Below are 26,050 nucleotides of genomic sequence, written 5' to 3'. Positions count from 1 at the left end.
CTTCACTGCTGAACTCCTCAATCGCGCTCTCTCGAGGCCTTGTCAGAGTTTATTGCGTTGTGACGGCCCTAATTAGCTCCGAAACACCCCCTAAACAGGTGAACGCTCGGGCGAATCGTATCGCGGGCAAGAGGCGGCATACGGGGCCAAAACCCTCAGGCTGGCGGCCAAGAAGCAGATCAAAGCGGACCCGCCAGACTACGATCGGCGAATGACAACTCCGAGGAATGCTTGGCACTACACCACCAGCCAAGGTCTAGTTGGGATGCTCACCAACCATCGCGTGTGGGCGACTTCAGCTGCGTATATGAACGACAGCGCTGAAATCCGTGCCGGTCGAGAGGCATTGCATCGTGCAATCGAACAGCATGAGCCGCCTCTCGAAAAGTGGCAGACGGAACAACTCTCTCGTATGGGGGTCAGCCGCATCGGACGCCCCGACGATTTGTTTCTCCTCTGCGCCTCCAGCGACGGCGATGCACTTACGCTTTGGCGCTCATACGGCATCGGGAGCGAAGCCGAATACGCTGTCAACTTTGATCCGAGAGTCAGTCTGCTCCCGATTCAGCAGAATGACGCGGAATCTCATCCAGAACCAGTCCCACGTGGGTGGATAGAGGACTCATACGAGTACGCCGACGACGGCGAACAGTTTATGGCTTACGACCCTGACACGCCTTTTTCATTCGGAGGGGACTGGGTCGAGGTTGCATACCTGCGCCCCACAAGCACTGTCGCTCAGGAAGAGCTCGCGAGTCTCCTCAAGTTGTTGCGCAAGCCTGGCAAGGCGAATTCCCGAGTCGTTCCATTCTTTCTCGACTACCTTGCAGGCCCGGATCCCACAGTGCGGTTCAAGCATCCTGGCTTCGAGGACGAGGACGAAGTGCGTGCGCTGTGGAAGGTCTCGCCGTGGTGGCGGTTCGTGAAGTACCGACCCGGGCGTTTCGGGGTCACTCCGTACATCGAAGTCGGAGCTTTCAATGACCCCAAGAATATAGACGAACGGGAATTCAAAAACTTTGTGCGAAATGAACAAGTTGGTCGTCTTCCCATACGCTCTGTGCGCATAGGGCCGACCCGCGCCGCCAAAGAAGCTGAGAAAAGCCTGCGGATGTTGCTAGATGCAAACGGCTACGGCGACGTGAAGATACAGCGCAGCTCGACTCCATATCGCTGACCTAAGAACGCCTTGGGCAGGAAACGACATTCAGAATTCAGCGCGCTGGCGAAAGCGAGCGAAATGACTAGAGGGTGCCCCAACTACGTGGGCTGGCGCTACCACTAAGCACTACTCGCCAGCCAAGTCGTTCCCGGTCAGGTTGAGGGCGCGCCGTGTCAGTCCGCTATGGTTCGATCATGATTACGATCACGACCGAGCCGGTCGACTTGCATGCAACTGCCGCTATCCGCTCGATCGAAAGCAACACTGTTCTTGGTGAATTCAGCTACAAGGTGGATTTCGACACCCCCTCACACGAGAGCGACCGTGTAATCGTCATCTATGCGGAGAATGGTATGGGGAAGACTAATTTCCTCAAGACTGTTCATCATCTGCTCTCCCCTCGGCTAGAGAGCCTGCAATCCCTAGCGGACCTATTCGTAGATGACATGGTTATCAAGTTGCGAAATGGTGCGACAATTTCTCTGCTAAAGCCATCCGAGCCCGACTCGCTATTCGAGTGCAGGATCGATCGCGGGACAACAGATGACGTTATTGCTGTCACATTATCTGTACGACAGGAAGACATCGACGCGCGTGCATTTCGTCGGTCGTCCCCTCGTTCTGACATCGCGATATACCTTGACGAGCTACGCGAGCTAGTGAACCCCACCATTTTCGTTGGTGACGACAGGCTTATCCTCGTCGCGGGCGACTCTGCGGCTCCTCAGCCGGCACGCTCGTACGAAGGCGACTTGCGAAAGGCGACTAGATCTGGACTGAGCGTCCGAGACGCGCTCGATTTGGTGGAGCGCCACTTCATACAACGTGCTATTCGTACGATATCAAACGACTCCACGCAGGCAGGTGAGGGCGTTTACGTTGAGATTACCAAGAGGGTTCTCGAAGGGAGCAACCTTCAGGTTCTAGCTGCTGAAGCGCGAACCGCCTTGCTGGGACAGGCCCAGGATCTTCTCGATAACGCCGCTGAATTCGAGAAGTACGGACTCCTTTCCTTTAGCCAGGTTCGTCGAATCACCGAGATGATCGAAGCCACTCGAGCCAATAGCCAGCGGCTCCGCTCGCTGCAGGGCATTCTTGAGCCGTATTTGTCAAGCGTGGCGGATCGAATGAAAACTCTCGCCGAAACGCAGAAGTTGATCGATACCTACGTCAGCTCGGTCAATTCGTTTCTTGAGCGTAAGACCCTTCACTTCTCAACCAGCGAAGGAATCCGACTACTAGGCAAAAACCGGGAGGAACTAGAGCCTGACAACTTGTCCAGTGGGGAGAAACATCTGTTGCTGCTCTTGAGCCATGCCGTGCTTGCGCGTTCGACGGGGGCTCTGGTGATAATCGATGAGCCGGAGTTATCGCTTGGTCTGCGTTGGCAGCGACAACTCATAAAGGAGCTACTGCGCTGCACCGAAGGCAGCGGGGTTCAGTTGCTGATTGCGTCCCATTCGGTTCAGATAATGGGTGATCTGGACGATGTTGTTCGGCCCACCGAGGTGGCGTGAATTGGCCGCGAAGCCATTAGTAGCACTGAGCGAGTTGCTCATGGAGGCCGAACTCACATCCGCTACGTATCTGATAGTTGAGGGCGTGACCGACAAAGCGTTCTATAGAGAGTGGCTCATTCAAACTGCTGATTCACGCAGCGTGAAGGATCTTGTGATTGAGGCGGTGGGTGCTATAGATGTCGATCAAACGCGCACCGACGAGCTTGGCCTTCCGCGTGGCGCTCGTAGTTCCGTCATCGTCGTGGCTCTGGAAGCGTCTTTGCGACAGGTAGATCTACGTTGCATAGCGGATCGCGATTGCGGCCATCGCGTAGGAGACTTCCAGGTCGACAACCTTTGGTGGACCGATTTCCCCGCCCTGGAAAGCTATCTCTTTGACGACGCTGGCCTGGACACGGTCAACCGCATGGTGCTCGGGGAGCGCTTACCCAGCGGCAGTGCGTTGGTTGCGAGCCTCGCGCCTGTGCTTCGCGAGCTTTACACCGTTCGGCTCGCCAATGAGAGCCTTCCATCCCCCATACTCAGCAAGGGTTTCGACAAATCCAAAGATCCGTCGAAATTTGACGTCAAGAAGACCGTGGCTCCCGATGTGGCTGCCGTGTCCGACACGTACCCGCGACCAACCGATGCGGATCCGAGATCGTATGCGTATGGCCATGACATCGCTGACTTGCTTCTGTTCGTCTATGCAAACGAGATTAAGAATCAGGCCAAAGTTCCTCACCGAGACGCGTTCGAAGCGCATTTCCGCTTATGTCTTCTTCTTTGCCGAACCTTTGAGTCGTCAGATCTAGCAATGGGAATAACCTCTTGGCTCGCAATGGGCCCAAACGCCGGGGATGCCAGCAAGACTTTTTGAAATCTTGGCCATACTGGCCCAGTCAGTCTCGACTAAACCCCCGGATAGCGCGGTGCAACCACCGTGGCGGCACTGAGTTCAGTCTTCTTCCTCCTTCGCGAAGGAAGAATCGAGGAGTGCGGCGGTGGCCGAGCAGTTCCGCGGCCAGTTCGATGCCGGCGTTGTCGTTGACCGCGGTCGCGACCGTGCGGCGGAACATGTGCGGGGTCACCCCAGTAATGCCGCTCCGTCGAGCAGCTGACGGCGCACGTTCGCGGTCGTCTGCGGCGTGCCGTCCCGGGACTAGAACAGCGGTGAATCCAGACCCATGCTCCCGGCCGTGGCGAGCCGCCGGCGCACCGCGTCGGACGTGAACGTGGGCAGAGCCACGACGCGGCTCGACCGGCGGTCTTGGGGTGGTCCTGTCGGAAGGTCGGTTCGCCGTTCCGGCTGACGATCGTGCCGGCCAGGCGGATGAAGGGCACGGGGCTGGTGATGTCGATGTCGCGGCGCCGAATGGCCAGCACCTCACCGATCCGCGCCGAGGTTGCCGAGCATGACCTCGACGATCGCACCGAGCTGGCCGTCGGGCTTGGGGCCGGAGACGTGATCGACGGCATTCTCCCGCTGGGCGATCGCGGCGCGGATCACGGTGACCTCGGGGGGGACGCATCGGGGATGTGCGGCTCGCGGTACAGGCGGGAGGCGTGGTCCATCGGGTTACGCGGCAGGACCTCGTGCCGCACCGCCAACTCCAGCGCCAGCCGCAGCACGACCCGGGCCTGCTTGGCGCGGTTGTAGGAGAGCTTCGCCAGCTGCTTGATGAACTTGTCGCAGCGGGCCACACCGATCTCGCGGAGCGTGAGGTGGTCGAACGCCGGTGCGACCAGGGTGCGCATGTTGCGCTCGTACAGGTTCCGGGTGGTCCGGGAGACCCGGCCCTCCAGGTCGATGTCCTCCAACCAGTAGGTCACCAGGTCGCTGAACAAGCTGTCGGGCGTGAGCGAAGTGTCGGCGGGTTGGAACAGGTCCCGCTCGGAGTCAGGGACGATTCGGGACTGGTTGAGTGGGCAGTGTTTTGATGACCATATAGGTTTGGTATGAAATTCCGCGACGAGCTTCAGGACGGTGGCAGCGAATGAACGACATCGCAACAGTAGAGGAGCTGCGCGCGGCATATCGCGAGCTGGTGATCGCCTGGGCAGCGGCCTCTAAGCCCAAGATCGCCAATCGGTACTTCGATCGCATTCACCAGCGATTTCGGGAGCATCGCGAGACAGAAGCTGGACGCGAGGCGATCACGGGCCTCCTTGACGACCCGTCGCCTGCGGTACGGCTGAAAGCGGGTGTTCACACTCTCTACTGGGCGCCCGAACTCGGTACGGCGGTGCTTGAGGAACTGGCGCAAGGACCGGGTATTCACCCTTTCACGGCGAAATATACGCTTCGGGTCTATAGGTCGGGCAAGCTCAATCTCGAGTAGTTCGATGGGCATCGACATACACGTGTTGATGGCGTGTTCTGTGCAGCCGCGCACAGCGCCGCCAGCATGCCGATTTGGACCTGCGACTCGTCGACTCTCAATCAGATCGGAAGGACCGAATCGCGGGGCGCGAGCGAACGAACACCGGCAGTTCCCCCGAAAATCAACGATCTGAGCGCATCGGTCACGGGCGGACAACCGATGAACAGCCGCTAAGAAAACTTCAGACCCACGGGCGAGGTAGTAACACAAACGAAAAAGTCCCGATAAACCGAAGTTCATCAGGACTTTTCGTTTGGTTTTTGGTCGGGCTGACAGGATTTGAACCTGCGACCCCCTGACCCCCAGTCAGGTGCGCTACCAAGCTGCGCTACAGCCCGTGGCCACTCCCAAACACCGTCCGGCGAACCGAACTGCATCTGCAAGAGACAACTCGAATAGCTTACCGCCTCCACGGAGCACTTGTGGACACGTCGACCCGAATGACGCCCCGAAAGCACCTGTCACCACCAAATTCTTCCGCTCGTGTGCCGCTCCCACTACCGTGGACGACATGCCAGCCCTCCCTGATATCACGGTTCGCTCCGCCGCCGACGTGCCCTGGGACGACGTCCGCACCGTCTTCGGCACCCGCGGCGACCCGGCCACGTGCTGGTGCCAATACTTCAAATTGAACGGCGCCGAGTGGAAGGCCGCCACGCCGGAACAGTGCCGAGACGACCTGCGCGAGCAAATCGCATCCGCTGCGCCTTCCCCCGGCGTTGTCGCGTACCTCGGCGACGAACCCGTCGGCTGGTGCGCCGTCGAACCCAAGGCGCACTACCCCCGCCTGCAACGCAGCCCCATCGCCGCCGCCGGCAGCCCCGCGAGCAGCCCCACAGACTGCACAGCCGGCACAGCCAGCACGGGCAGCACAGCCAGCACAGAGACAGCGGATGCCGCATCCGTCTGGGCCATCACCTGCTTCGTGGTGCGCGTCGGCTTTCGCAAACGCGGCGTCGCCAGCGCGCTGCTCGACGGCGCGGTGCAACACGCGAACAGTCACGGCGCACGCCTCGTCGAGGCCTACCCCATCGACACCACCGCACGCCCGAAGACTTCGGCGGCCGATTGTTCCACGGGCCGCTCTCCCTGTTCGAATCCTCAGGATTCACCGTGTCGGCCAGGCCCACCCGCGATCGCGCCGTCGTCACCCTCGACCTCGCCTGATTCCGGGGGCATCATGGCTTAGGTGACTGGCTCACTGCCAGCACATGCCTTACAGAGCGGGCCGCACACCCAGCAGCACCCGAACAGCACCCGAGCAGCCGTCACGCACCGATATCGGCAGCCGACCCGCTCAACATCCGCTAGTCTGCGGAGGCGGCACTGGCAACGCAGTGCCCGCTCATATCCGATTCATAGGAATCGCCCCTAGGTTTAATGGAGTGGCCGGCCTGGCCCGCATCTCAACAGCAAAGGAACTCATGTCTCAGAACTCATCCGTAGCAACGAAGATCAACATCCCCCTCATTGTGCTGTGGGTGGTCTCGATTGTTGCAGTCGTCGGCGGATACCTGCTCGTGACCACCTCCAACGCCTCGCAGGCCGACCTCTACACCGCCGGCACCGCTGACTACCCCGCCCTCTTCGCCTCGCAGTCTGGTGCCTCCATCGGCACCACGATCATCGGCGCTGGCGTCATCGGCATCCTCCTCGCTCTGGCTCTCCACGCGCGCAACGCCGCCGTGAAGGCAACCGCAGCGTCGACGTACGCTGTCGCACCGCACACGCACGACGACGACGAGGACTTCACCGTCGCCGAGGTCGAGGCCGCTGAGCGCACCGCGCCCGCTGCTGCCGTTCGCCCGGCCACCGTTGCTGACGCTCCGGTCGTTGCAGACGCTCCCGTCATCTCGACGGATGCCCACGCCGCACCGAAGATCGACGACGCACCCAAGAACTAAGTCTCGTTCTCTGAACGGGCCGACAACCGCTGAGGTTGTCGGCCCGTTTTGTGTTTGGGCGGGGGCGGCAGTTCAGACGGCGGGCGCCGGCCGATCGACAGCAGGGCGGTGAACGACTCGCGACTCGCCAGGGCGGCCACAGCGCGACGTGCGGCGCCTGCAGACGTTGGAGGCTCACATCCGCTTCAACCACCGCCCTGAGCCCCGCTGGGCGGCGCCACGGAGTAGCCTGATCGGCACAGTGCACTCCCGCAGAGAAAGCAGGCGCCATGGACGACGTATCAGGCCGGCTCCGGTTCGACCACTCCGCCATCACCACCTACGAGGCCCGCCGTGCGGAGGGCAAGGCCGCCCGCAAGACGCTGCGTCGATCAGCACACTCCGTCTATACGAGTAAGAGCGGCCGCGACCCGCTCGGCGTTCTCAAGACCCAGAACGCGTCCCGACTCCCCTGGCTCGTCCCACTCCGCCTTGAACGGATGCTGCAAAACCCCTTCGCCTTCTATCGCGGCTCTGCCGCGCTGCAAGTCGCGGACCTGGCTGGTGCGCCAACGACCGACGCCGGCGTCGTGCTCTGCGGCGACGCGCACATCGCCAACTTCGGCCTCTTCGCCTCGCCCCAGCGCACCATGGTCTTCGACCTCAACGACTTCGACGAGGCCGCATTCGGCCCGTGGGAGTGGGACGTCAAACGCCTCGTCACCAGCGTCGTCATCGCCGGCCGACACAAAGGCTTCTCCAAGAAGAAGGTGCGCGCCGCCGCGCTGAATGCTGTCGCGTCGTACCGCACCGCCATCAAGGAGATGATGCAGCTCGACGCGCTGGAGCGCTACTACCGGCGCGCAGAGGTGCGCCTGGGCGTCTCCCGTTTCGGCAAGCGCACCCAGAAGATCATCGACGCGGCCATCAAGTCGTCTGAGAATCGAACATCCGCTCGTGTGCTCAACAAGATCACGGTGCGCGCCAACGACGGCACGGTCTCGATCGTCGAACAACCGCCCACCCTCACTCACTTGCCAGAGGAGATCGAAGACCTGGTCGCCGACCTCGTCGAGACCTACCGACATTCCGCGTCACCGGATATCGCATTCCTCCTGTCGCAGTACACCGTGACGGATGCCGTTCGCCGCGTCGTCGGCGTCGGTAGCGTTGGCACCCGCTGCTTCATCGTGGTGCTGACCGGTCCGCGCGGCGAATCACTGATCCTCCAGGTGAAGGAAGCCGGGCACTCCGTGCTGAACGAGTTCGGCGGCATCGAACCCGTCGAGATCTCCCACGGTTCTGACAACTCCAGCGAGGACCACGGCTTTCGCGTGGTCTCGAACCAGCGCATCCTGCAGGCTGTCTCCGACCCGTTCCTCGGGTATTTCAGGGCGGAAGACATGGGGTTCTACGTGCGACAGTTCCGCGACCGAAACGTGTCGGTCGACATCGATGCCCTCACGCACGGCCAGTTCATGGATTACGTCAATGCCTGCGGCCAGCTGTTGGCCAGGGCGCACTCGCAGAGCCCGAATGGCGCGTTCATCACCGGCTACCTCGGGTCGTCAGACGTATTCGACACGGCGATCGCCGAGTGGGCCGACGCGTATGCCGACCAGTCGTATTCCGACTACATCGCCCTGCGGGAAGCGGTGGAGTCCGGCGAGTTCACCACGAAGGTACGGGCGCCGGCCAAGAACGCCGGGGCCACGGTCGGGAAGATGACCGCAGAAGAAGTGACGCGCATCACGGAGGCAGCGGCGAGCTAGCCACCGGTGGTCGAGGAGGCCCGCCAGGGCCGTCTCGAGACCTCCACTGCGCGCCTGGTTTCGAGACGCGTCCTCGTTCCTCGGGCGCTCCTCAACCGACGGATGGGGCAACGACGAAGCGGCCGCCGACCCGAAGGTCGACGGCCGCTCTGTACGGGCCTGCTAGGTGCGCTTGCGCTTCTCGCGCACGCGCATGCTGAGGTTGATCGGGGTTCCTTCGAAGCCCCAGATCTCGCGCAGACGACGCTGGATGTAGCGACGGTAGCCCGCGTCGAGGAACCCGGTGGTGAACACCACGAATGTCGGCGGACGGCTCGAGGCCTGGGTACCGAACAGGATGCGCGGCTGCTTGCCACCGCGAACGGGGTGCGGGTGCGCCGCAGCCAGCTCGGCGAGGAAGGCGTTGAACTTGCCGGTGGGGATGCGGGTGTCCCATGACTCGAGCGCGAGCTCGAGGGCCGGAACCAGCTTCTCCATGTGGCGACCGGTGCGAGCGGAGATGTTCACGCGCGGGGCCCAGGCCACGTGGGCCAGGTCCTGCTCGATTTCACGCTCGAGGTAGCGGCGACGGTCGTCGTCGATCTGGTCCCACTTGTTGAACGCGAGAACGAGCGCACGGCCCGACTCGAGAACGAGGTCGATGATGCGTACGTCCTGCTCGGAGATGACCTCGGTCACGTCGATGAGCACGACGGCAACTTCGGCCTTCTCCAGCGCGGCGCTGGTGCGCAGCGATGCGTAGAAGTCGGCGCCCTGTGCGAGGTGCACACGACGACGGATACCGGCGGTGTCGACGAAGCGCCACACCTTGCCGCCAAGTTCAACCTGCTCGTCAACCGGGTCACGCGTGGTGCCGGCGAGCTCGTTGACAACAACGCGCTCTTCGCCGACGAGCTTGTTCAGCAGGCTCGATTTGCCGACGTTCGGGCGACCGAGCAGGGCGACGCGGCGCGGGCCGCCGACTTCCTGCTTGGCGACGGTGGAGATCAGCGGCAGAACCAGCAGGATCGCATCCAGCAGGTCGGCAACGCCGCGGCCGTGCAGGGCAGACACCGGGTACGGCTGGCCGAGGCCAAGCGACCACAGGTTCGCCGCTTCGGGCTCCTGGCGGATGTCGTCAACCTTGTTCGCAACGAGGAAGACGGGCTTGCCACTCTTCCGCAGCATCCGCACGACTGCTTCATCGGTCGACGTCGGGCCGACGTTGGAGTCAACGACGAACATGACGACGTCAGAGAGGTCGATAGCGATCTCGGCCTGCAGGGCGACGGATGCGTCGATGCCCTTGGCATCTGGCTCCCAGCCGCCGGTGTCGACGACGCTGAAGCGGCGCTCGTTCCACTCCCCCTTGTACGTCACGCGGTCACGCGTCACGCCTGGGGTGTCTTCGACCACGGCTTCGCGGCGACCGAGGATACGGTTCACCAGCGCGGACTTGCCCACGTTCGGGCGTCCGACGATGGCGATGACCGGCAGGGCCGGCAGGTACTGGATGGCGTCGGGATCTTCCGTCGTCAGGTCGAGTACGTCGAAGTCTTCTTCGTCGAGTTCGTAGTCGTCAAGCCCGGTACGGAGAGCTGCTGCTCGCTGGACGGCCAGGTCTTCGTCGAGGTCGGTCAGGCGCGAGACCATCCCCGAATCGAGCTCGGGGATCTGGTCGTCGTCGTTGAAGGCTGAGTCTTTGGAGACTGAGTCGTTAGTCATGCGAGTTCCTCGCGGTTACGTGTGGTGATGACATCGATAACCGCGTCAACGGTCTGCTCGAAGTCGAGATGGGTGGAGTCGACGGTGGTCACACCGTCTGCGGCGCTCATGAAATCGACTACTTGAGAGTCGGCGCGATCCCTCGATCGCAGTTGCTCCGCCACGGCTTTAGCCGATTGGGTCGATATTTCTGCAGAGCGCCTAGTCATTCTAGCCTCTTCAGATGCGGTAAGCAGGATTCGCACCGGAGCCTCAGGCACAACCACCGTTGTGATGTCCCTGCCCTCGATCACAATTCCGGGTTTCGTGCTCTCCCGAGCGAGGCTGCGGAAGAGTTCCGTGAGGTGAGCGCGCACCTCAGGGACACGTGCGATTGCACTCACGGATGCCGACACCCGCGGTTCCCTGATGGCCTCCGTCACGTCGGTGTCTCCCACGCGCACGAAGTACTCGTCTGGGTCTGTGCCGATGGCGTAGTCGAAGTCGTCGAGGGCGGCGACGACGGCTGCGGCATCGTCGGTGTCGACGCCACGGTCAAGCATCAGCCAGGCGAGCGCCCGGTAGGCAGCACCGGTGTCGAGGTAACCGAAGCCGAGCTTGCGGGCAGTGGCCTTGCTGACGCTGGACTTGCCACTGCCGGCCGGGCCGTCGATCGCGACGACGATGGGTGCATCCGTCTGTGGTTCTGCTGCGGCGGGCGCCGCGTCGTGTGAGTGTCTGCCCATGCGGCTAACCTGCAATCCGCCAGCCGCGTGCGACCAGCTCTTCGGTGAGGCGGGCGACCGCCTCGGGGAGTACTGAAATTTCTACCAGGCCGATCTGCGCGCCCGGCGAGTGCTCGAGACGGAGGTCTTCGAGGTTCACCCCGACTTCGCCGATCTCCTGCAGGAGTCTGGCCAGCTGGCCTGGGGTGTCGTCGATCATCACGGTCATCGACGCGAAGCGGCGATCCTGGCCGTGCTTGCCAGGCAACCGGGAGACACCGTCATTGCCGCCGGCGATCTCCTCGGCGATCTTGCGCCGGGCACCGGGAGCGGTGGGGTCGGCGATGGCCGCGATGAAGCGGTCGAGGTCGTCGCGATATGCCACCAGGATGTCGCGCACGGGAGCCGCGTTCGCGCCCAGGATCTGCACCCACAGCTCAGGGTCACTGGCCGCGATGCGCGTGACATCTCGCACACCCTGCCCTGCGAGGTTGAGCGCGGCGTGCGGGCCGTTGATCAGGCGCCGGGCCATCAGGCTCGAGATCACCTGCGGTACGTGGGAGACCAGGGCGACGCTGGCGTCGTGCTCTTCCGGCGTCATCTCAACGAGAATGGCACCGAGGTCGAGGATCAGGTCGTCGATGGCGTTGGCGCGCTGGTAGCTGATCGCATCGTGCGCGGCGACGACCCACGGGCGGCCGACGAACAGGTCGGCGCGTCCGGAGAGCGGGCCGCCGCGTTCGCGCCCGGCCAGCGGGTGCGAACCGATGTAGCGCGACAGGTCGGCACCGAGTGCGCGCAGTTCGGCCAGGGGTGCCAGCTTGACGCTGGCGACATCCGTCACGATCGCGTCGGGGAAGGCTGCCAGCTCGGCGGCCACCACCTGGGCGGTGACATCCGGCGGCACACAGACGACGATGAGCTGCGGGGCGTCGCCCGTGGCCGGCAGCCGACCGGCGCCGTAGTCGACGGCGATGCTCACGTGGGTCGGCGACGCATCGGCCAGGATCACGTCGATGCCGCGGCCCTGGAGCCCGAGGCCGATGCTGGTGCCCAGCAATCCGACGCCGACGACGCGAACCGGTCCGACCAGGCGACTCTCAACCACGTACCGGCTCCTGCCTTCTGCTTGCTAACGGTTCTTGCGTGCTGCGGGGTAATGCGAGGGCTGGTGCCCTACTTGGTGGTCTCTGGGTCTGCAGAGCTCGGGGTGCGGGAGACCGTGAGCAGCTGGCCGAGTTCTACCTTAGTAAGGTCGCGCACGTCGCCCACCTTGAGGGTGCCGAGGTGCAGCGGGCCGAACTGGCGGCGCACGAGGTCGACGACGGGGTGACCGACTGCATCCAGCATCCGTCGCACAATGCGGTTGCGTCCGGAGTGCAGCGTGATCTCGACCAGGCTGTAGCCGTCGCCACTCTGGCCGGAGAGCACGCGTGCCTTGTCGGCCTTGATGGGGCCGTCTTCGAGTTCGATGCCGCTCTGCAGCTTCGCGATGGTCTGGGCACTGACGCGACCCTCAACCTTGGCGATGTAGGTCTTCAGCACGCCGAACGACGGGTGGGCGAGCACGTGCGCGAGGTCGCCGTCGTTGGTCAGGATGAGCAGGCCGCTCGTCATAGCGTCGAGGCGGCCGACGTTGAAGAGGCGTTCCTCATACTTGTCGGTGAATTCGCGCAGGTCGGGGCGACCGCTCTCGTCCTGCATCGACGACACGACGCCGACGGGCTTGTTGAGCATGACGTAGCGGCGGGTGGTGTCCAGCTGCACGGCGATGTTGTCGACGGCGACCTGGTCGGTCTCCGGGTGGATGCGACGGCCGAGCTCAGTGACGACCTTGCCGTTGACGCGCACACGGCCGGCGGTGATCAGGTCTTCTGACACGCGACGCGAGGCAACACCGGCGGATGCCATGACCTTCTGCAGACGCACGCCGTCTTCGGCGGCTTCCGGGTTCGTCGGTCCGTGGCCGTCGCCTGCGGCGTTGCTGGTGTTGTCTGTCATTTCATATCCTCAAATCCGTCTGCACCGTCCGAGAGGAGCGGCGAAATAGGGGGCAGCTCGTCGAGCGAGTTGATCCCGAGCTGCGTGAGCAGCAAGTCTGTGGTGGCGTAATTGATCGCACCGGTCTCACTATCGGTGAATGCTTCGGTGATCAATCCGCGGCCGAGTAGGGTCCGCACGACCGAGTCGACGTTAACTGCACGAATCGACGCTACCGCGCCCCGGCTGATGGGTTGCTTATAGGCGATGACCGCAAGGGTCTCCAGCGCAGCCTGTGACAGCTTGCTCGGGTTCTGCGTGAGCACGAAATCGGTGACGACAGTGTCGAACTCCGGCCGCACGTAGATGCGCCAGCCGCCGGCGACCTCGCGCAGTTCGAAACCGCGGCGCACCGTCGGCACGCCGTCGGTCACGCTCAGTCCGTCGAAGTCGGCGGCGATGCGCCCGATGGCCGCCCGCACCGCTTTCAACGGCTGGTCGAGTGCCGTCGCCAGATGCATGAGGCTCTGCGGCTCGTCGGCCACCATCAGGATCGCTTCGAGCTGGCGCTCGAGGTCGAGGTCGGAGCGGTCTACCGTGGCGGAATCTGACGTGGCGGCATCCGCTTCGGTCTGGTCGGTCAGTGACGTGTCAGTTGTCATAGTCGGCTCCGAGATTGGATAGGTCTTCGTCTGACCAGGATTCAGCGCTCCAGCGCAGGGTGAGCTCGCCGAGCGGCTCGAGCTGTTCGAACGAGATGGCTGAGCGACGGTAGAGCTCGAGCACGGCCAGGAACCGGGCGATCACGACGCCCTTCTCCTCGATGCCCGCGATGAGGCGGCGGAATGAGATCGGCTCGCCAGAGCGCAGGATCGCCACCACGTGCGCGGCCTGCTCACGGATGCTCACCAGCGGCGCATGCAGGTGGTCGAGACCGACGGTGGGAATCTCCCGCGGCGTCATGGCGATCGTGGCGAGCACGGCGAAGTCGGCGGCCGAGAGCGTCCAGACGAGTTCGGGCGTCTGCTGACGGAACTTCTCCTCAAGTCGCACAGAGCGCACGTGCCTCGCCGACTCGGTTTCCAGACGTTCGACGAACCAAGCGGATGCCAGTTTGAAGGCCCGATACTGCAACAGTCGAGCGAACAGCAGGTCGCGGGCTTCGAGCAGCGCAACGTCTTCGGCGTCAACGAGCTCGCCCTGCGGCAGCAGGCCGGCGACCTTCAGGTCGAGCAGGGTGGCGGCGATGACGAGGAATTCGGTGGCCTGGTCGAGCTCTTTCTCCGAGTCGAGGCCGCGCAGATAGGAGATGAACTCGTCGGTCACCGTGCTGAGCGACACCTCGGTGATGTCGAGCTCGTGCTTGCCGATGAGCGACAGCAGCAGGTCGAACGGTCCCTCGAAGTTGCTGAGCGCGACCGAGAACCTGGGGGTCGCCGTGTTTTCCGGCTGATCACTCGCGTGATCAGTGAGCTGGTCGAACTCGCCGGCCGCGCTAGGCGACTGCGCCACGAACGATCAGTTCCCGCGCCATCTGCCGGTAGGCCTTGGCCGCGGCGTGCTCTGGCGCGAATTCGGTGATCGGAACGCCGACGACGCTGGCATCCGGGAACTTCACGGTACGGCCGATGACCGTCTCGAGCACGCTGTCGCCGAACGCATCGACGACGCGCTCCAGTACCTCACGGGAGTGCAGGGTGCGCGAGTCGTACATGGTGGCCAGAATTCCGTCGAGCTCGATGGCGGGGTTCAGGCGGTCCCGAACCTTGTCGATGGTCTCGATGAGCAGTGCAACGCCGCGCAGCGCGAAGAACTCGCACTCCAGCGGGATGAGCACGCCGTGGCTGGCGGTCAGCGCGTTGACGGTGAGGATGCCGAGCGACGGCTGGCAGTCGATGAGGATGACGTCGTAGTCGGCCGAGACCTTGCGCAGCACGCGCGAGAGGATTTGCTCACGGGCGACCTCGTTGACGAGATGCACTTCAGCGGCGGACAGGTCGATGTTGGCCGGGATCAGGTCGAGGCCCTCAACGCTGGTGCGCTGGATGGCTTCGTGCGGGTCTTTCGATCCGCTCAGCAGCAGGTCGTAGATGGTGGTGACGTCGTGAGTCTGCACGCCGAGGCCGGCGGAGAGAGCGCCCTGCGGGTCGAAGTCGATGACGAGCACGCGGCGGCCGTAGCCGGCCAGCGCTGCACCGAAGTTGATGGTGGTGGTCGTCTTACCGACGCCACCCTTCTGGTTGCAGAGGGAGATGATGCGGGCAGGACCGTGGCTGTTGAGTGGTGCGGGGACCGCGAAATCCTGAACTGGTCGCCCGGTGGGACCGACAATTACGTCGTCGAAACCGGGGAGTAGGTCACCCTGCTTTTTCGCCACTGAGATGTCCTCATTCCGTCCTGCGCCCATCACTTCGTTGAGTCTAGCGAGCCTGCGCCCTCTGAACGGCGCGCATCGCCGCAGCAGCGCCGATCCAACTCCTCTCCCCCGGTGGTCGAGGAGGCCGGCCACGGCCGTCTCGAGACCTCCCCGGCCGTCGCGCGGGTCGTGCGCAGCGTCGCGGGTGTTGCAACATGCGCGTCGCTGCGTTCGTACCGCGTGGCTCAACCCCCGGTGGTCGAGGAGGCCGGCCACGGCCGTCTCGAGACCTCGCCGGCGCTCTACTCATCCAGCGGATGGGTTTCGAGACGCGTCCTCGTTCCTCGGGCGCTCCTCAACCGACGGGGTGGGTGGGTGGGCGACAGGGTTACGCGCGGGCGCGCGGATGCGCCGTCGTGTACATGTCGCGCAGGGTGTCCGCGGTCACCAGGGTGTAGATCTGCGTGGTCGCCACCGACGAGTGACCGAGGAGTTCCTGCACCACGCGCACATCCGCTCCCCCGGCCAGCAGGTGCGTGGCGAACGAGTGTCGCAGCGTGTGCGGTGACACCTCGATGTCGAGTGCTGCCCGTTCTGCGGCGGCCTTGATGATCAGCCAGGCGTTCTGCCGGCTCACCCGCTGGCCGCGCAGCCCGAGGAAGAGGGCTGGCGTTGACTTGCCTCGCACGGAGAACAGCGGCCTGGCCCGCACGAGATACGCGTCGATTGCGGCCTGGGCGAAGCTGCCGACCGGCACGATCCGCTGCTTGTCGCCCTTACCGGTCAGCCGCACCACGTCGCCGTCGATCACATCGTCAACGTTGAGGTTCACGACCTCAGACACGCGGGCGCCCGTCGCATAGAGCAGCTCGAGCAGCGCCTTGTCGCGCAGTTGCTGCGGATCGTCGCCGTCCGTTGCCGCGAGCAGCCGCCCGACCTGTTCGATGCTGATCGCCTTGGGGAGGCGGGACGCGAGCTTTGGGGGTCGAGTGTCGCGGGCGACATCCGTTTCAACCACGCCCTCATCGAGCAGGAACCGGTGCAGGCCACGCACCGTCGAGAGCACGCGGGCGATGGACGACGCCGTCAGCGGCGACTCCTCGCGGGTGCCGAGGTAGCGCACGAACTCCGACACGTCGTTCGACGAGATCTCTGCTGGGTTGTCGCACTCACGGTCGGCGAGCCATCCAGCGTAGATCACCAGGTCGCGGCGATACGCGGCGACCGTGTTCTTCGACAGCCCGCGCTCCACCGAGACGTGCCGCAGATACAGATCCACGGCCGCCTCGATGATCATGAGCGGTCGGCTGAATCGGGTGTGGCCCAGTGTGACGGATGCCGCGGCCACGGCTCATCCGCCGGCGCCAGCGTCGACCAGCCACGCGACCTCGAAGCCTGGGCGGCCAGCACCGACAGCACGAGCGACGGGTTCTGCACCCGGCGCGCAAGCACAGCGTCAACGCACTCGTCGAGGGGAACCCAGCGCAGCTGGATATCCGCTTCCTCTTCTGTGCGGTCAAACGCCTCTGCGGTGGCACTCAGGCCGCGCGCGAGGTAAATACGAATCGCTTCGGTGCTGCCGCCTGGCGACGTGTAGAACTCGGTGAGCACGTTCCACTCCGCGGCGACCAGGTCGGCCTCTTCGGCGAGCTCGCGCTTGGCCGCAACCAGCGGATGCTCGTCGGCGAGATCCAGCAGACCAGCCGGGATCTCCCACTCGCGAGCACGCACCGGATGCCGGTACTGGTTGATCAGCAGGGCGCGATCGTTCTCATCGATGGCCAGCACGGCAACCGCGCCGGTGTGATCGACGTACTCGCGCACAATCGGTTCACCGTTGTAGTCGAAGGTGTCGGTGCGGACGTCCCACACCTTTCCCTTGAAGGTGATCGAGCTCGCAGACACGTGCGCGAACGCGGGCGTGTCTGCCAGAAGCTCGGAACCGGAGCCGGAGCCGGCCCACGCGGAACCGGCCGACGCAGAGTCGGCCGGTGTCGAAAGGTTAAGCATCCGCCTTGACTTCGAACAGGCGGCTGGCCTGCTGGCGGTCAAGTGCCGCGCCGATCAGGCCACGGAACAGCGGGTTGGCGTCGTTCGGGCGTGAGCGCAGTTCGGGGTGCGCCTGCGTTCCGACGTAGAACGGGTGCTGGTCGCGCGTCAGTTCGACGTACTCGACGAGGGCGCCGTCTGGCGAGGTTCCGGAGAACCACAGGCCGGCTTCAGCGATCTGGTCGCGGTAGCGGTTGTTGACCTCGTAGCGGTGACGGTGACGCTCAGACGCCTCAGTGGCGCCGTAGATCTCCGACACCAGCGAACCGGGCGCGAGGGCGGCCGGGTAGAGGCCGAGGCGCATGGTGCCGCCCAGGTCGCCGCCGGCGATGATCTCGACCTGCTCTTCCATCGTCGCGATGACGGGGAATTCGGTGTCTTCATCGAACTCGCTCGAGGAAGCGCCGGGCAGTCCAGCCTTGTTGCGGGCGTACTCGATGACCATGCACTGCAGGCCGAGGCACAGGCCGAGCGTCGGGATGCCGTTTTCACGGGCGAAACGCAGGGCGCCGAGCTTGCCTTCGATGCCGCGCACGCCGAATCCGCCTGGGACGCAGATGCCGTCGAGTTCGGCGAGCATGCGTGCAGCGCCCTCTTCGGTTTCGCACTCGTCGGAGGGGATCCAGTGGATCTTGACCTTGCTCTGGTGGGCGAACCCACCGGCGCGCAGCGCTTCGGTGACCGACAGGTAGGCGTCTGGCAGGTCGATGTACTTGCCGACCAGGCCGATGTTCACCTCGAACTTGGGGTCGTGCACGGCGTCGAGCACCGGCTGCCAGCCAGCCCAGTCCACGTCGTCAGCGAGCAGCCCGAGGGTTTCGATGATGTAGGCGTCGAGACCCTGCTCGTGCAGTGTCGTCGGGATGTCGTAGATCGACGGCAGATCGACACAGTTGACGACGGCGGATTCTTCGACGTCGCACATCAGCGCGATCTTGCGCTTGTTCGACTCGGAGACCGGGCGGTCGCTGCGGAGCACGAGCGCGTCTGGCTGGATACCGAGCGAGCGGAGTGCAGCGACAGAGTGCTGCGTCGGCTTGGTCTTCTGCTCACCGGATGCGTTCATGAACGGCACCAGGGACACGTGCACGAAGAACACGTTCTTGCGTCCGAGTTCGTGGCGCACCTGGCGGGCGGCTTCGATGAACGGCTGCGATTCGATGTCACCAACGGTGCCACCGACCTCGGTGATGATGACGTCTGGGCGCGGTTCGTCGCTGGCCTGCAGGCGCATGCGGCGCTTGATCTCGTCGGTGATGTGCGGGATGACCTGCACGGTGTCACCGAGGTATTCGCCGCGGCGCTCCTTGGCGATGACCTGCGAGTAGATCTGGCCGGTCGTGACGTTGGCCGCCTGGTTGAGGTTGATGTTGAGGAAACGCTCGTAGTGGCCGATGTCGAGGTCGGTCTCTGCGCCGTCGTCCGTCACAAAGACTTCACCGTGCTGGAACGGGTTCATCGTTCCAGGGTCGACGTTCAGATAGGGATCGAGCTTCTGCATGACAACGCGCAGTCCGCGTGCCGTGAGGAGATTGCCGAGGCTTGCCGCCGTCAGGCCTTTGCCCAATGAAGAAACGACACCACCGGTCACGAAAATGTGCTTGGTAATGCCGTCTGAGTTGTCCGCGTTAGAAATGTTCACCACGGGCTTCAATCCTATCAGTTCGTGTGGGCAAGGGAGATCAGTTCGCGAGCATGTTCGAGCCCACTCGCCGAATCGGGAAGCCCCGAAAGCAGCCGCGCCATCTCTGCAGCCCGCTCATCACCATGCAATTGGCGGACACTGCTGGCGGTGACGGCCCCGTCGCTGTCTTTCACCACGCTCAGGTGATTGCCAGCGAATGCCGCAACCTGGGCGAGGTGGGTGACCACGATGACCTGGGCCGTTTCGGCCAGCTTCGCCAGGCGTCGCCCGATCTCGATGGCGGCCGCCCCGCCGACTCCGGCATCCACTTCGTCGAAGACGAATGTCGGAACAGGATCTGTCGCGTTGATGACCACTTCGATCGCCAGCATGACCCTGGAAAGCTCACCCCCGGATGCCCCGCGCGCCAGGGGCCGCGGCTCTGCGCCGACGTGTGGCTGCAGCAGGATCTTGACGCTGTCGCGCCCGGTTGCCGTGAATTCGTCGAGGCGGTCGACCAGCACGACGATGGAGGCATCCGGCATGGCCAGCGCCGCCAGTTCCGTCGTCACAGCGGAGGCCAACGCGGTGGCTGCGGCTTCACGGAACGCCGTGATCTGGTCGGCGAGTCCGTCGACGATCAAGAAATCGGATGCCGTCTGCTCTGTCAGCTGGTCGATGCGATCTGAGTCGCCGTCCAGTTCAACGAGGCGCGCACTGCCGGTGTCGAGGAACTCGATGGCTTCGTCGAGCCCGCCGGCGAACTTGCGGGCCAGCGCGGTGAGGTCGGCGCGACGTTCCTGCACGATCTCGAGTTCCCGCGAGCCGTCCGCGTCGAGGCCGGCCAGGTAGCTGGACAGCTGCGCGGCGATGTCGGCCACCAGGAAGCCGGCGTTGGCGATGGCCTCGACGATGGGCGGCAGCTCACTGTCGTGGCTGGCCGCGCGTTCGAGTTGGCGACGGGCGGTGTCGAGCAGGGCGACGGCATCCGGTGCGTCGTCTGGGTTCTCCTCAGCGGAGAGCAGTTCCCTGGACTGGGCAGCGGCGACGCGCAGCTCTTCGAGGTTGCCGAGCCGCTCTGCACGCTCGGAGAGTTCGGTTTCTTCGCCGGACTGCGGCGCGATGGTCTCGACCTCCGCGATGGCGATGCGCAGCTGTTCGGCCTCGGCGGCCCGCTGGTCGCGCTCGAGGATGAGACGTTCAAGCTCGTTCTGGTTGGCGAGCCAGCGCGTGTGGGCGTGCTGGTAGTCGGTGAGCGCTGCGGCGAGGTCTGGGCCGGCGAAGCGGTCGAGGGCGTCGCGTTGCGCGGTCTGGGAGCGCAGTCGAATCTGGTCTGACTGCCCGTGCACGACGACGAGTTCGCCGCCGAGGTCGCTCAGCACGCTGGCCGGTGCGCTGCGTCCGCCGACGACGGCGCGGCTGCGACCCTCAAGCGAAACGGATCGCCCCAGGATGAGCTCGGGGCCGTCGAGGTCTCCCCCGGCGTCGCGGACACGCTCGGCGACGGGACCGTTCGGATCGACGATCCAGCGGCCCTCCACCCAGCTCTGCGCTTGTCCCTGGCGCACGCGCCCGGCATCCGCTCGCTCGCCGAGCAGCAGCCCGAGCGCGGTGACGACCATGGTCTTCCCAGCGCCGGTTTCGCCCGTGACAGCGGTGAAGCCAGGGCCAAGCGGCAGGGTCGCTTCGGCAATGACGCCGAGGTCCCTGATGGTGAGTTCCTCAATCACGCGATCTCACTCATCTCGCTCACGGCCAACAGGCCCCCTCCAGCCGGTGACCGGCAAATTGAATTTATTGACCAAACGGTCGGTGAACGGGCCGCTGTGCAAGCGCGCCAGCCGCACCGGAATCGGTGAGCGGCGAACGATCACGCGCGCGCCCTTTGGCAGCTCATACGGGCGCCGGCCGTCAGCCCACAGGATCGCTGTCCCGTCGTTGCGGCCCAGCACTTCGACGGCCAGCGACGACTCAGGGCCGACGACGAGCGGCCTGGCGAAGAGTGCGTGGGCGCTGAGCGGCACGAGCAGCATGGCGTCAAGGCTCGGCCAGACAACGGGTCCGCCGGCCGAGAAAGAGTACGCGGTGGAGCCGGTCGGTGTCGACATGACGACCCCGTCGCAGCCGAAGGAGGACAGCGGGCGTCCGTCGACCTCGATGACGACTTCGAGCATCCGCTCTCTGCTGGCCTTCTCGACGGTGGCCTCGTTCAGGGCCCAGGTTTCATAGACGACTTCGCTGTCGATCTTGACCCGCACCGAAATGGTCATGCGCTCTTCGACGAGGTAGTCGCGGGCGAGCACCCGGCGAACGGCGTCGCCGAGGTCGTCGCGTTCGCTCTCGGCGAGGAAGCCGACGTGGCCGAGGTTGACGCCGAGCAGCGGAACGCTGGAGCCGCGCACCATCTCTGCGGCGCGCAGGATGGTGCCGTCTCCCCCGAGCACGATGGCCAGTTCAAGGTCGGTCACGGCGATTCCCGGCTGGGCGCTCGTGCCGAATGTCGCCAGGGAGTCGGCGAGGCTCGGCGTTGAGCGCAGCAGGTCATCACGTTCGTCGGCGGCCAGCACAGGCATGGCTCCGGCGGCGACAAGCTGCTCGCACACCGTGACGGCTGCCTCAAGGGAATCAGCCCGGCCGGTGTGCGCGACAACAAGAATCATGCGTGGCGCTGCTGTCATCTCGTCACGCTCCTACAAGTGCGGTTATGCGGTCAAGCCATTCTGTCGGATTGCTGCCCGCTGTGCTCGACAACCAGCACAGATATTCGTGGTTTCCTGCTCCCCCGGCGATCGGCGATTCGATCAGCCCGTTGGTGCGAAGCCCGAGGTCCCATGCCGCCCACAACACGTTCGCGATCGCCTCTGAGCGGAGCGCGGGGTTGTGCACGATGCCTTCTCGAATGCTCTCCTTGCCCACCTCGAATTGCGGCTTGATGAGCAACACGAAGTCGGCGCCCTCTGCGGCGGTGGCCACGAGGGCCGGCAGCACGGTGGTCAGCGAGATGAACGACAGGTCGCCAACGACGAGGTCTGGCCGTGTGGTGACACCGGATGCCCCTGCAATGGTTTCAGGGGTCGCATACCGCAGGTTGAATCCCTCGACGAGAACCAGCCGCGGTTCGATCGCGAGAGTGGGAGACAGCTGGCCGTGTCCGACGTCGACGGCGATCACCGTCGCTGCATCGCGTTCGAGCAGCACCTGGCTGAAGCCGCCGGTTGAGGCGCCGGCGTCGAGCACCGTGCGCCCGGCGACGGGCACCTCGAACGCGTCGAGGGCGGCGATCAGCTTGTGCGCACCGCGGCTCACGTAGTGGTCGGTCGCCGCGACGTGCAGCAGCTGCCCGTCTTTCACAGGGAAGGAGGCCTTCACGACCGGAATGCCGTCAACGGTCACCAGGCCATCGGCAATCAGCTTGGCCGCGACGGTGCGCGACCTGGCAAGGCCGCTGCTGGCCAGCGCCGCGTCGAGACGCTGGGTGGCCGGGCGCGCCGGAGCGGCATCCTGAAGATCAGAGTCGGCGGGCGTTGGGCTGCCGGGCGTGTTGCTGCCGGGCGTTGGGCTGTCAGGAGTCTGGCCGTTGGGCGTGGCTCCGCCCGGGGTCTGTGGCACGTCACTCATGCCGTGGCCGACCGTGGCACGTCAGAACCTTCGAGCGCGCCCTGGAGCTGATCGTGCAGCTGCGCGTAGGCGACCGCACGGGTTTCGAGCGGCTGGGCCTCAATGGCGGCTAGCTGGGCTGGTGTCGATTCTGTCGCGACATCGGTGGAAGCATCTGTGGAAGTCACAGGCCTAGGTTACCGCCAGAGGCTGAGTCGTTCGGGTACGTTCAGCCCGTAGATCGGTCGACCGGATGCCCAAATCACCGCACACGCAGCGCGCAGCAGGTTGATTCCACCGTCGCCCTCCGCCACGATCTCAACGTCGTTCCCCGAGATCGCCACGCGCGCACCGGCCACGGTGGCCGACGACTTGTCCTTGGAGAAAACGGTCTCCGGGTACGGTTCGTGCAGCTCACGGAGATCGGACAGGATGAACGTCGGCCGCGACTTCGCATCGGCGGCCAGCGTGTGCTTGGCCTTGTCGATGCCCGTCAACACGAGCACAGACGGGATCCCAGCGCGGTTGGCGCCGAGGATGTCGGTGTCAAGCCGATCGCCGATGAACAGCGGGTTCGTCGTGTCGAAGCGCTTGATGGCCTCTTCGAAGATGGCGACCTCCGGCTTGCCTGCCACGATGGGCAGGCGTCCGACGGCCGTGTGCACAGCGGACACGAGCGTGCCGTTGCCGGGGGCAATGCCCCTGGCAACCGGAATCGTCCAGTCGGTGTTGGTGGCAATCCACGGGATGCCGCCGCCCTCGACCTCGCTGTGCAGCGCGAACGATGCCTCAGCGAGCTGGGCCCAGCCGATGTCGGGCGAGAAGCCCTGGATGACCGCAGCGGGCTTGTCGTCAGCGGAGCGCGTGACAGTGAAGCCCGCCTTCTCCACCTCGACGACGAGGCCTTCGCCGCCGACGACCAGGATCGTTGACCCGGCCGGCGCCTGCTCAGCGAGCAGACGCACGGCGGCCTGCGGTGAGGTCACCACGTCTCGAGCTTCGACGTTCAGGCCGAGCTCGGTGAGGTGATCAGCCACTGACTGGTCGGTACGCGACGCGTTGTTGGTGATGTACCCAACGCGGATGCTCTCCGCGGCACGATTCAGGCTCTCCACGGCGAACGGGATGGCCGCGGGACCCGCGTACACCACACCATCCAGGTCGGCCAGAACCGTATCGATGCCGTCAAGCGGCGTCCGCGTGCTAATTTTCCGGCCCAGCCTGAGCATCCCGCTCCTCGTCGCCCTCGTCAGTTTCGTCAGCATCAGCCTGGTCTTCGTCGGTCTCGTCAGCGGCGGCGGTCGCATCCGTCGAAACTTCGTCGGCAGCCTCGGCCACGTCAGCAGCGTCGTCAGCCGATGCGTCGTCGCCCAGCACGACTGCCACGTCGTCGTCGCCATCTTCTTCGTCGATTTCGACGATCTCAATGGTCTCGTCGTCATCCATGTGGGACAGAGCGGCGTCCGCGCGAGCGGCAAGCTGGTGCCACTTCTCTGCCTCGTCGGTGCGGCCGAGTTCTTCAAGCACCTCTGCGTATGCCAGGAACAGTTCAGGGCTGTACGAGAACGCCTTGCTCGCGTCGAGCTGCGGGATCTCCAGCTCGAGCAGTGCGGCCTCTGGCTGGTTCAAGTCGAGGCGGGCACCAGACATGGCGATCGCCAGCGACACCTGGACGGCGGCGGGCAGGGTGGAGCGTTCGACCGAACGGCCGAGCTCAAGGGCGCGGTCCGGACGGCCGACGCCACGTTCGCTGTCCACCATCAGCGCAAGCTGGTCGTTGGAACCAGAGATGCGACGGTAGGTGCGCAGCTCGCGCAGCGCGAGGGCGAAGTCGCCCACGGAGTACGCGGTGATCGCGAGGCTTTCACGCACGACGGCGATACGGCCGGCACGACGGGCAGCGGATGTCGCGTGCTTGTGTGCTTCTTCTGGGTCAGTCTCAATCAGGCGGGCGGCCATAGCCAGGTGCTTCGCCACGAACTCGGCGTTGTCCTTGGTGAGGGTCTTCAGCTCGTTGCGGGCGATGCGGTCGAGGTCCTTGTCGGACACATCGTCGGGAAGCTCAGGGTCGTCGTGACGTGAGCGAACCGGGCGCAGCTCGTGCTGCATCCGCTGCTCGTCGGTCATTTCTTCCTGGTACTGGGCCTCACGAGCTTCACGGTCGTTACGGGCCGGAGCGCCGTCGCGGGTCCAGAGCTTCTGCTCGCCGTCGCGGGGAGCTGAGTCACGGCGCGGACGGTCTGACCGCACGTTCTCCTTGTCCCAGGGCTTGCGGGCACCATCACGGCTCGGGCGATCTACGCCGCCACGGTAGGAGGAGTGTTCCTTACGGTCGCCATCCTTGGCCCAGGGCTTACGCTCGCCATCGCGAGGTGCGCCGGAGCGGGGTGCGCTCGAACGGTCGGAGTTGCCGCGGTATGGAGCGCGTTCGCCATCCTTGGCCCACGGCTTACGCTCACCGTCACGAGGCGCGCTCGTGCGGTCAGAGTTGCCACGGTAGGGAGGACGCTCGCCATCACGGGCCGGACGATCGGAGTTGCCACGGTACGGAGCGCGTTCGCCATCCTTCGCCCACGGCTTACGCTCACCATCACGAGGAGCGCTCGTGCGGTCTGAGTTACCACGGTAAGGAGCGCGTTCGCCATCCTTCGCCCATGGCTTGCGCTCACCGTCACGAGGCGCGCCGGAACGAGGAGCACTCGATCGGTCAGAGTTACCGCGGTACGGAGGACGCTCGCCATCACGAGCCGGGCGATCGGAGTTGCCACGGTACGGGGCACGCTCGCCATCACGGGCCGGACGGTCAGAGTTGCCGCGGTACGGGGCGCGTTCGCCATCCTTGGCCCACGGCTTGCGCTCACCGTCACGAGGCGCGCTCGTGCGGTCAGAGTTGCCACGGTAGGGAGGACGTTCGCCGTCACGGGCCGGGCGATCGGAGTTGCCGCGGTACGGAGGGCGTTCGCCATCACGCGGTGCGCCGGAGCGGGGTGCGCTCGAGCGATCAGAGTTGCCACGGTAGGGAGCACGCTCACCATCACGGGCCGGACGATCGGAGTTACCGCGGTACGGAGCACCGCCTGAGCGACCTGCGCCGCCCTGTGCGCCCCTCGAACGGTCGTCACGGCCTGCGCCGGACGAGCGTTCATCCCGGCTGCCGCCGCGTGGGTCGTTGCCGTTGGATCCTGAAGGGCTCACTGTATCTCCTGTGTAATTTGTGGTGCCGTACTGTGTTGCTCTTCTAGCGTACGGCTTAACGCAAAATGGCCACCCGTAGGGTGGCCATTTCACATTTTTCTAAGTTAAGTCCGGCGGTGTCCTACTCTCCCACAGGGTCTC

25 protein-coding genes and 1 tRNA gene are annotated in these 26,050 nt (G+C 64.7%); 7 read left to right on the top strand and 19 right to left on the bottom strand.

Annotated features, from left to right (window positions below; translation table 11 throughout):
- The first annotated feature begins 211 nt into the window (after positions 1–211).
- The 3 genes from AC25Y4_RS15270 to AC25Y4_RS15260 all read left to right on the top strand — a co-directional run bounded on the left by AC25Y4_RS15270 (position 212) and on the right by AC25Y4_RS15260 (position 3,541).
- On the top strand, positions 212–1,177 hold the full coding sequence (locus AC25Y4_RS15270) for a hypothetical protein (RefSeq protein ID WP_488121287.1): 966 nt from the start codon (positions 212–214) through the stop codon (positions 1,175–1,177).
- Between the two features lie 179 nt (positions 1,178–1,356).
- Positions 1,357–2,679, top strand: coding sequence for an AAA family ATPase (locus AC25Y4_RS15265; protein WP_488121286.1), 1,323 nt, complete (start codon positions 1,357–1,359; stop codon positions 2,677–2,679).
- An 85-nt stretch (positions 2,680–2,764) separates the two neighbouring features.
- Entirely contained in the window at positions 2,765–3,541 is a 777-nt protein-coding gene (locus AC25Y4_RS15260; RefSeq protein ID WP_488121285.1) for a hypothetical protein, read from the top strand.
- Positions 3,542–4,048: 507 nt separating this feature from the next.
- Here AC25Y4_RS15260 and AC25Y4_RS15255 read toward each other — a convergent pair.
- Both AC25Y4_RS15255 and AC25Y4_RS15250 read right to left on the bottom strand, forming a co-directional pair.
- Positions 4,049–4,171, bottom strand: coding sequence for a hypothetical protein (locus AC25Y4_RS15255; protein WP_488121284.1), 123 nt, complete (start codon positions 4,169–4,171; stop codon positions 4,049–4,051).
- Positions 4,168–4,509: a tyrosine-type recombinase/integrase gene (locus AC25Y4_RS15250; protein WP_488121283.1), complete on the bottom strand. Its 342-nt coding sequence runs from the start codon at positions 4,507–4,509 to the stop codon at positions 4,168–4,170. Before AC25Y4_RS15250 ends, AC25Y4_RS15255 begins: the two co-directional genes overlap by 4 nt.
- A gap of 149 nt (positions 4,510–4,658) precedes the next feature.
- On the opposite strand from AC25Y4_RS15250, the gene AC25Y4_RS15245 reads away from it, so the two are divergent.
- The gene (locus tag AC25Y4_RS15245) at positions 4,659–5,003 is read left to right on the top strand and encodes a hypothetical protein (protein WP_488121282.1); all 345 of its coding nucleotides are present in this window, start codon (positions 4,659–4,661) and stop codon (positions 5,001–5,003) included.
- Between the two features lie 303 nt (positions 5,004–5,306).
- Here the strand turns inward: AC25Y4_RS15245 and AC25Y4_RS15240 are convergent.
- Positions 5,307–5,383 (bottom strand) — tRNA-Pro (locus AC25Y4_RS15240).
- Positions 5,384–5,556: 173 nt separating this feature from the next.
- On the opposite strand from AC25Y4_RS15240, the gene AC25Y4_RS15235 reads away from it, so the two are divergent.
- The 3 genes from AC25Y4_RS15235 (at position 5,557) to AC25Y4_RS15225 (ending at position 8,700) form a co-directional block, all read left to right on the top strand.
- Entirely contained in the window at positions 5,557–6,234 is a 678-nt protein-coding gene (locus AC25Y4_RS15235) for a GNAT family N-acetyltransferase (RefSeq protein ID WP_488121281.1), read from the top strand.
- Positions 6,235–6,469: 235 nt separating this feature from the next.
- Complete coding sequence (locus AC25Y4_RS15230) at positions 6,470–6,949, top strand: hypothetical protein (RefSeq protein ID WP_488121280.1); 480 nt, start codon at positions 6,470–6,472, stop codon at positions 6,947–6,949.
- A 269-nt stretch (positions 6,950–7,218) separates the two neighbouring features.
- Positions 7,219–8,700: a DUF2252 domain-containing protein gene (locus tag AC25Y4_RS15225; RefSeq protein ID WP_488121279.1), complete on the top strand. Its 1,482-nt coding sequence runs from the start codon at positions 7,219–7,221 to the stop codon at positions 8,698–8,700.
- Positions 8,701–8,862: 162 nt separating this feature from the next.
- Here AC25Y4_RS15225 and der read toward each other — a convergent pair whose 3' ends face one another.
- The 16 genes from der to AC25Y4_RS15145 all read right to left on the bottom strand — a co-directional run bounded on the left by der (position 8,863) and on the right by AC25Y4_RS15145 (position 25,909).
- Entirely contained in the window at positions 8,863–10,332 is a 1,470-nt protein-coding gene (gene der / locus AC25Y4_RS15220; RefSeq protein ID WP_488121472.1) for a ribosome biogenesis GTPase Der, read from the bottom strand.
- 68 nt (positions 10,333–10,400) lie between these two features.
- Positions 10,401–11,129 (bottom strand): (d)CMP kinase, encoded by a 729-nt coding sequence (cmk, locus tag AC25Y4_RS15215; RefSeq protein ID WP_488121278.1) that lies wholly within the window; start codon positions 11,127–11,129, stop codon positions 10,401–10,403.
- Between the two features lie 4 nt (positions 11,130–11,133).
- Positions 11,134–12,216 carry a prephenate dehydrogenase gene (locus tag AC25Y4_RS15210; protein WP_488121277.1) on the bottom strand — a complete coding sequence of 361 codons (1,083 nt, stop codon included), beginning with the start codon at positions 12,214–12,216 and terminating at the stop codon, positions 11,134–11,136.
- A gap of 68 nt (positions 12,217–12,284) precedes the next feature.
- Positions 12,285–13,109, bottom strand: a complete 825-nt coding sequence (locus tag AC25Y4_RS15205; RefSeq protein ID WP_488121276.1) for a pseudouridine synthase — start codon at positions 13,107–13,109, stop codon at positions 12,285–12,287.
- Positions 13,106–13,750 carry an SMC-Scp complex subunit ScpB gene (scpB, locus tag AC25Y4_RS15200; protein ID WP_488121275.1) on the bottom strand — a complete coding sequence of 215 codons (645 nt, stop codon included), beginning with the start codon at positions 13,748–13,750 and terminating at the stop codon, positions 13,106–13,108. Before scpB ends, AC25Y4_RS15205 begins: the two co-directional genes overlap by 4 nt.
- On the bottom strand, positions 13,740–14,600 hold the full coding sequence (locus AC25Y4_RS15195) for a segregation and condensation protein A (RefSeq protein WP_488121274.1): 861 nt from the start codon (positions 14,598–14,600) through the stop codon (positions 13,740–13,742). Before AC25Y4_RS15195 ends, scpB begins: the two co-directional genes overlap by 11 nt.
- Positions 14,584–15,495: a ParA family protein gene (locus AC25Y4_RS15190; protein WP_488121471.1), complete on the bottom strand. Its 912-nt coding sequence runs from the start codon at positions 15,493–15,495 to the stop codon at positions 14,584–14,586. Before AC25Y4_RS15190 ends, AC25Y4_RS15195 begins: the two co-directional genes overlap by 17 nt.
- A gap of 337 nt (positions 15,496–15,832) precedes the next feature.
- Positions 15,833–16,741 carry a site-specific tyrosine recombinase XerD gene (xerD, locus tag AC25Y4_RS15185; RefSeq protein WP_488121470.1) on the bottom strand — a complete coding sequence of 303 codons (909 nt, stop codon included), beginning with the start codon at positions 16,739–16,741 and terminating at the stop codon, positions 15,833–15,835.
- A complete protein-coding gene (locus AC25Y4_RS15180) occupies positions 16,738–17,454 on the bottom strand; it encodes an NUDIX domain-containing protein (protein WP_488121273.1) in 717 nt (238 codons plus the stop codon). Before AC25Y4_RS15180 ends, xerD begins: the two co-directional genes overlap by 4 nt.
- A complete protein-coding gene (gene pyrG, locus AC25Y4_RS15175; protein WP_488121469.1) occupies positions 17,447–19,135 on the bottom strand; it encodes a CTP synthase in 1,689 nt (562 codons plus the stop codon). The genes AC25Y4_RS15180 and pyrG overlap by 8 nt, the downstream gene beginning before the upstream one ends.
- Before the next feature lie 17 nt (positions 19,136–19,152).
- A complete protein-coding gene (gene recN / locus AC25Y4_RS15170; RefSeq protein WP_488121272.1) occupies positions 19,153–20,847 on the bottom strand; it encodes a DNA repair protein RecN in 1,695 nt (564 codons plus the stop codon).
- A gap of 6 nt (positions 20,848–20,853) precedes the next feature.
- Positions 20,854–21,795, bottom strand: coding sequence for an NAD kinase (locus AC25Y4_RS15165; RefSeq protein WP_488121271.1), 942 nt, complete (start codon positions 21,793–21,795; stop codon positions 20,854–20,856).
- Between the two features lie 4 nt (positions 21,796–21,799).
- The gene (locus tag AC25Y4_RS15160) at positions 21,800–22,735 is read right to left on the bottom strand and encodes a TlyA family RNA methyltransferase (RefSeq protein WP_488121270.1); all 936 of its coding nucleotides are present in this window, start codon (positions 22,733–22,735) and stop codon (positions 21,800–21,802) included.
- Positions 22,732–22,902: a hypothetical protein gene (locus AC25Y4_RS15155; RefSeq protein WP_488121269.1), complete on the bottom strand. Its 171-nt coding sequence runs from the start codon at positions 22,900–22,902 to the stop codon at positions 22,732–22,734. The genes AC25Y4_RS15160 and AC25Y4_RS15155 overlap by 4 nt, the downstream gene beginning before the upstream one ends.
- Before the next feature lie 9 nt (positions 22,903–22,911).
- Complete coding sequence (locus AC25Y4_RS15150) at positions 22,912–23,943, bottom strand: HAD-IIA family hydrolase (protein WP_488121268.1); 1,032 nt, start codon at positions 23,941–23,943, stop codon at positions 22,912–22,914.
- Positions 23,918–25,909, bottom strand: a complete 1,992-nt coding sequence (locus tag AC25Y4_RS15145; protein WP_488121267.1) for a tetratricopeptide repeat protein — start codon at positions 25,907–25,909, stop codon at positions 23,918–23,920. Before AC25Y4_RS15145 ends, AC25Y4_RS15150 begins: the two co-directional genes overlap by 26 nt.
- Between the last annotated feature and the right edge of the window lie 141 nt (positions 25,910–26,050).

This window comes from Leifsonia sp. Y878, assembly GCF_057669685.1.
This window is presented reverse-complemented; position numbering and strand designations above follow the sequence as displayed.